This window comes from Halolamina salina (genome assembly GCF_042678005.1).
In the GTDB taxonomy this organism is placed as follows: domain Archaea; phylum Halobacteriota; class Halobacteria; order Halobacteriales; family Haloferacaceae; genus Halolamina; species Halolamina salina.
In genome coordinates, this window is the sequence record NZ_JBHUDH010000003.1 from 26,369 (window position 1) to 32,656 (window position 6,288).

The 6,288-nt window shown below is 70.1% G+C and carries 6 protein-coding genes; 5 read left to right on the top strand and 1 reads right to left on the bottom strand.

Features of this window, described 5'->3' with window-relative positions:
• Positions 1 to 548: hypothetical protein (locus ACFR9S_RS00510; RefSeq protein ID WP_379817723.1), on the top strand; the 548-nt coding region annotated here is incomplete at its 5' end.
• Positions 549 to 605: 57 nt separating this feature from the next.
• Positions 606 to 1,772: an AI-2E family transporter gene (locus tag ACFR9S_RS00515; protein ID WP_379732196.1), complete on the top strand. Its 1,167-nt coding sequence runs from the start codon at positions 606 to 608 to the stop codon at positions 1,770 to 1,772.
• A 41-nt stretch (positions 1,773 to 1,813) separates the two neighbouring features.
• Here the strand turns inward: ACFR9S_RS00515 and ACFR9S_RS00520 are convergent, their stop codons facing one another.
• Positions 1,814 to 2,071, bottom strand: a complete 258-nt coding sequence (locus ACFR9S_RS00520) for a hypothetical protein (RefSeq protein WP_379732198.1) — start codon at positions 2,069 to 2,071, stop codon at positions 1,814 to 1,816.
• Positions 2,072 to 2,392: 321 nt separating this feature from the next.
• On the opposite strand from ACFR9S_RS00520, the gene ACFR9S_RS00525 reads away from it, so the two are divergent.
• The 3 genes from ACFR9S_RS00525 (at position 2,393) to ACFR9S_RS00535 (ending at position 6,175) form a co-directional block, all read left to right on the top strand.
• A complete protein-coding gene (locus ACFR9S_RS00525; RefSeq protein WP_379732199.1) occupies positions 2,393 to 3,580 on the top strand; it encodes a M24 family metallopeptidase in 1,188 nt (395 codons plus the stop codon).
• A 543-nt stretch (positions 3,581 to 4,123) separates the two neighbouring features.
• Positions 4,124 to 5,083, top strand: coding sequence for a succinylglutamate desuccinylase/aspartoacylase family protein (locus tag ACFR9S_RS00530; RefSeq protein WP_379732419.1), 960 nt, complete (start codon positions 4,124 to 4,126; stop codon positions 5,081 to 5,083).
• Positions 5,084 to 5,086: 3 nt separating this feature from the next.
• Positions 5,087 to 6,175, top strand: coding sequence for a pyridoxal-phosphate dependent enzyme (locus ACFR9S_RS00535; RefSeq protein ID WP_379817725.1), 1,089 nt, complete (start codon positions 5,087 to 5,089; stop codon positions 6,173 to 6,175).
• Positions 6,176 to 6,288 lie beyond the last annotated feature (113 nt).

The window sequence follows — 6,288 nt, forward strand, 5'->3', positions numbered from 1 at the left end:
AACTGGAGATCCCCGAGGGCCGGCTCGTCCGCTCCCGAGTCGGCGTCGCGAGCGCGCTCGAAGCCGCTCTCGCCCGGGATCTAACGGGGTACGCCCGGATCGACCCGGACTCGCTGCTGGGCGACGGCGAGCCGGGCGTCCTCACGTTCGCCGACGGCGTTCCGCGTGCCGCCTACTGCGAGCGTGGCGACAGCCACGGAAACACGCGTGCCGACAGCCGCGGGGCGGACGCCCTCGCCGCGCTGGCCGGTCCCGGCCCCTGCTCCGTCGAGCTGTACGAGCTTCCCGACGACGCGCTCGAGGAGGTCCACGACACGCCCGGTTTTACCGTGCCGCCCGGCGCGCCAGCCGAGGAGCTGGCTGACGACCCGTCGCTCGCCGGGCGGGCGCGGGAACACGCACCCGACGACGCCGGCGAAACCGGCGCGAGCGCGCTCGAGTCGTTCCTGCAGGACGAGGAGCGTATCGCCGCGATCCAGGAGGAGGCTCGTGCGGAGGCCGAGCAGCGGGCCGAGGAGTGGGGACTCGACGGGGAGTTGGAGGGGTAGCGGCGGGGTCCCTGTCGAGGGGTAAAACCGAAGTCCCTGCCCGCCGCCTGAGGAGCCATGCAGTGGCCCCGCGAGGCGGAACGGCAGCGCGTCGCCTGGTGGCTGGTCGGCCTGTTCCTGCTGCTCGTCGTCGGCCGGTTCGCGCTCCACTTCGTGGGGACGTTCGTGTTCGGCCTGTTCATCTACTACGGCGCGCGGCCGATCTGTGAACGGATCGAGGACGCCGTCGGCCACCGCGGCGCCGCGGCGACGCTGACGCTGCTGGCCATCGTCGTCCCGGGGCTGACCCTGCTCGGCTACGTCGGCCTCGTGGCGATCCGGGAGCTGACGATCGCGCTCGATCCGGGGCTGCTCGCGGCGGTGGGCGAGCGGTCGTCGACGCCCGACGCCGTCCGGCAGTTGATACGCGACCCGGTGGGCTACCTCACCCGGCTCGACAACTTCGGCGCCATCCGGGATCAGTTGACCGCCGGCCTCCGGCAGCTGGGTGTCTTCACCAACGGGCTGGTCCACCTCACGCTCGCGCTCTCGATGAGCTTCTTCCTCCTGCGGGACGGCGACCGGGTCGACGAGTGGTTCCGCGAGGAGATCGGCGGCGACGGGAGCGTCCCGCACGCCTACGTCTCGGCGGTCGACGCGGACCTGCAGACGGTGTACTTCGGCAACGTGATCACCGTCTCGCTGGTGACGGTGCTGGCGGTCGTCGTCTATAACGGCTACAATGCGGTCGTCCCGTCGGCAGTCGCGATCCCGTTCCCGACGCTGTTGGCGCTACTGACCGGCGTCGCGACGTTCGTCCCGCTGGTCGTCGGCAAGCTCGTCTACGTCCCGGTGACGGGGTATCTGGTCTGGCTAGCCTCCCAGGACGGCGCCGGCCTGCTCTGGGCGCCGCTGTCCTTCCTCGTCGTGGCGTTCGTCTTCCTCGACCTGCTGCCGCAGGCGGTGCTCCGGCCGATCATCTCCGGGCGCTCGCTCCACACGGGGCTGGTGCTGTTCGCGTACGTGCTCGGCGCGGCGTACTTCGGCTGGTACGGCCTCTTTCTCGGGCCGCTGCTGGTCGTGCTCGCGGTGCAGTTCCTCAACGTCGTCGTCCCGGAGCTGATCCACGGCGAGCCGCTCTCGCCGGCGCCCTCGGCGGCGCTCGGGCTGGGCCACGATCCGGAGGACGCCGACGACGTGGACGCTGTCGGAGACGAGTCAGCGGGGGACGAAGAGGCGGAGTGAGCCGCGGGGAGCCGGACAGGCCGGCCGGGGACCGAACGAGTTCAGGCGCGGGTCGGCTCGTGGTCGTGACCGACGAGGAACGCGACGGCGTTCAGCGCCAGCAGCGCACAGAACATCAGCGGCCGGTCCCACACCGCGCCCGTCGCCACGAGCGGGAGGTAGACCAGCGGGAGTGCGACTGCCGACCAGAACGCCGCGGTGCGAACGGGGACGAGCAGCGACGCCACGGCCGACAGCGCCGACCGCGGGAGTTTGTCGCCGGCGATCTGCGCCGGCGTGGAGGGTTCGGAGGTGGACATGGTGACTCTACTCCACCCAAGGATCGGGGACCACGTATAAGGGTGCGTTCGTACCCGACGGTTCGTCACGTTTCACGCCGAGAACGGGTGGGCGGGCGACGTTTTACGAGCCGTTTAGATAGCTTTAGACTGTTTATAAATTCCTCTAACCCACTAACCCCGGTCGGCGTCGAATCGGCCGGGGACACCTCGTTTTCGGTCCGAGAGGGGGGTCGACGCGTGGGAGTGGCACTCCCGGCCGTCGCCCGCGGCGGTCGGACGAGCCGGCAGCCCGGGCGGTCCACCCTGAGGCTTTTGCGCGCTGGGCGCGATCCGATGGCCATGGCCACCGAACTCCCGGACGCCGAGTACCGCTCCCGACTCCGCGAGATACGGGGGAAGCTCGCGAACACCGACGCCGACGCCGCCGTCTGGTTCGCCGCGACGAGCATCCACTACGTCTCCGGGTTCGAGCACGTCCAGACCGAGCGCCCGGTCTGTCTGGCGGTCACCGACGAGCGCATCGAGATCGTCGTGCCGCGGCTGGAGGTCGAGCGCGTCGAAGAAGTCGACCGGATCGACGCCGTGCATCACTACTTCGACTACCCGCAGGGGCGACCGATCGAGACGGTCGCGGAGATGCTCGACGGACTCGGTGCCGACAAGGTCGCCGCCGACAGCGACGGCGCGCCGGGCGTGATGGGGTACGAGGGCCCCGCGCTCTCGGAGTTCGTCGACGTGGAGACCCAGTCGTGGGTGTCCCGGATGCGCTGGGAGAAGACCGACGCCGAGATCGACCTGATCCGGGAGTCGGCGAAGTGGGGGAACCTCGCCCACCGCTACCTCGCGGAGTACACCGAGCCCGGCGCCCACCCCGCGACCGTCTCCCAGCGGGCGTCGATGGAGGCCTCGCGGGCGATGCTCGACACGCTGGGCGACCAGTTCGTCGAGAACGTCCGCGGCGACGGCCCGGCCCACGCGGGCTACATCTCCGCCCACGAGACCGCGCTCCCGCACGGGCACACCCCCAACCAATGGCTGGAGCGCGGCGACGTGTTGATCACCGGGGCGGGCGCGAACGTCGACGGCTACCGCTCCGAACTGGAGCGGACGATGTTCGTCGGCGAGGTGAGTAGCGAACAGGAGCACTACTTCGACCTGATGCTCGAAGCGCAGGACATCGCGATCGACGCGCTGGGACCGGGCGTCCCGCTCTCGTACGTCGACGAGCAGGTGTGGGAGTTCTACGAGGAGCAGGGGATCACCGACCTCGCCCAGCACCACGTCGGCCACAACATCGGCCTCGGCGGGCACGAGCCGCCGTACATCGATCAAGGCTGGGGCGGATACGATCAGGTCGACGACACCGACACCGAGATGCAGCCGGGACAGGTGTACACGATCGAGCCGGGGATCTACACCGACGGCGAGGGGTATCGTCACTCCGACACCATCGCGATCACCGAGGACGGGATCGAGTGGCTGACGTACTACCCGCGGGATCTGGACTCGAACGTTATTACGGAGTAATCGGCGTCATCGTTTTGGTGGAAGCGGGGGTGTTTGCTTCGGTATTTTGACCGCGAACAGCAACAGCACCTCGTTCGTAGCACACTTGTGACCGCACCGCTCCGCACAGTCCTCACACCTCCCCAGCCGACTCCTTCGTTTACTGCGTTCACTCAGTCGTCCCTCGCGCGCTCGTTCGCGCACGGAGGCGCTCACGTCGCGCGCCGACAGCGACCGCGGTGCGGTGGCGGTGGACGCCTCGCGCCGGCGACCTGTCGCCGGCGCGGGGGGAGGGGTGGGGACTCGGTGCTGCGCCGGACCTCGTGTCCGGCGCACTGCGGTCGCAAGTGGTCTAGCGTCGAGATGCTGTTGCTGTCGCGGTGGTCGACGGATCGACGAACGCAATTACCGCGTCTACCGTCGAAGCGAGAACCCCGAATCCGCTCCCTCTCACGTCGCCAAAAGGACCCGAAAATTTCCCGATCCGAGTTAGCAGCGTCCCCAGTATCGGTGCCCTTGCCCGGTATCGAACGCACTAAGGCGGAAACGGACGATCACCGAGTAATGAGTCTCACGCTCGGCGACGCCACCGCGGCCCCCGGCGAGACCGCCACCGGGCGGCTGCGGGTCGGCGAACGCCGCGACGGGAGCCCCGTCTCCCTGCCGGTCTGTGTGGTCAACGGTGCCGACGACGGCGACACGCTGTACCTACAGGCGGTGTCCGACGGCGACGAACTCAACGGCCTCGGCGTCCTGACCCGCGTCGTCCCGCGGCTCGACCCCGCCGAACTCTCGGGCGCGGTGCTGATCGTCGGGATCGTCAACAGCCACGCCTTCGAGGTCGCCGAGCATCGCAACCCCATCGACGACACGAAGATGAACCGGGCCTACCCCGGCGACGAGGAGGGGACCAGTTCGGAGCGCATCGCGGCGGCGACGTTCGACGCCGCCAGCCGTGCGGACTACGTGCTCGACCTCCACCAGGGCTCGACCTCGCGGATGCTCAACGAGGCTCGGGTGCGGTGTGGCCGCCACCACCGGCTCCACACCGACTGCCTCGAACTCGCAAAGGCGTTCGGGACGGGCCACGTGCTCGACCAGAAGGGACCCGACGGCCAGCTCGCCCGCGCGGCGCCGGACGAGGGGATCCCAACGATCGACCCCGAGCTCGGCGGCTGCGTGGGCTGGGACGAGGAGAGCATCCAGTACGGCGTCGAAGGGGTGTTCAACGTCCTCCGGCACTACGGCTTCCTCGACGGCGAGGCGCCGATGGACCGCCAGACGCGCGCCGCGGGGTTCGACCAGTACCGCACCCCGTCGGGCGGGCTGATCCGCTTCCGCGCCGAGTTGGGCGAGGAGATCCACCCCGGCGACACGCTGTTCGACGTGATCGACCCGTTCGGCCAGCTTACGAGCCGCGTCACCGCCGATAGCGAGGGGATCTTCTGGCGCTCCCGCCGGCTGCCCCAGGTCGCGACCGGCGAGTACGTCTGCTCTGTCGCGACGGGGATCGACTCGTACTGAGCGATGACGGATCCCACCCCCCTCGTCTGCCCCGACTGCGGCGCCGAGTACGCCGACCGCTGGCGCTGTACGTGCGGCCACCCGCTTGAGTTCGCCCGCCAGCCACGCCCCGACGGTCCCGCGCCCGACCCCGCGGCGTTCGACACGCGCGACGGGCTGTGGGCGTTCTCCGACCTCCTGCCCGTCGAGCAGCGCGTCAGCCTCGGCGAGGGGATGACCCCCCTGCAGTCGGCGCCAGACTGGGACGCCGAGTTCAAGCTGGAGTACGTGTTCCCCACCGGCTCGTTCAAGGACCGCGGCGCGACGGCGACGCTCTCGCGGGCGCTCGAACTCGGCGTCGATCGCGTCGTCGAGGACTCCTCGGGCAACGCCGGCGCGGCGATCGCCACCTACGCCGCCCGGGGGGGGATCGACGCCGAGATCTACGTCCCCGCGTCGGTGAAAGCGAGCAAGCTCCGGGCCATCGAGGCCGCCGGCGCGACGCCCGTCCGCGTCGAGGGGAGCCGGCAGGACGTGACCGACGCCTGCGTGGCGGAGGCTGTGAGCGAGGATTCGGACGCTTGGTACGCCTCTCACGCGTGGAACCCCGCCTTCTTCGCCGGCACGGCGACGTTCGCCTACGAGACGGCGCTCCAACGGGACTGGGACGCCCCCGACGCGGTGGTCACGCCGCTGGGTCACGGCACGCTGTTCCTCGGCGCCTACCGTGGCTTCCGCACACTGGAAGAAGCTGGCTGGATCCACGAGGTGCCCCGAATGTACGGGGCACAGGCCGCGGGCTACGCGCCGATCGCCGCCGAACTTCACGGCGACGCGGCGGGCTCGAACGACGTTGCCGACGGCATCCAGATTCGCGATCCCGTTCAGAAGGACGCGATCCTCGACGCGATCGAGGAGACGGGCGGCGACGCGATCGCGATGGGGGAGCGGCCGGTCGATCGCGAACTGGAGCGGCTCCACGAGGCGGGGTTCTACACCGAGCCGACGTGTGCGGCCGCGCCCGCGGCGCTCGCGAAACTGCGCGAGCGCGGGGAGATCGCGGAATCCGAGGACGTGGTGGTGCCGCTGACCGGGAGCGGGCTGAAGTCGTAGCCCGGCCCGCGCCGAACCGCTTTTGCCGCCGCCGGGAGAGGTCCGGACGATGGTCGCCGTCGACGCGAACTACTGTCCGACCTGCGGCGCCGCCCTCCGTTCCCGAGCGTTCG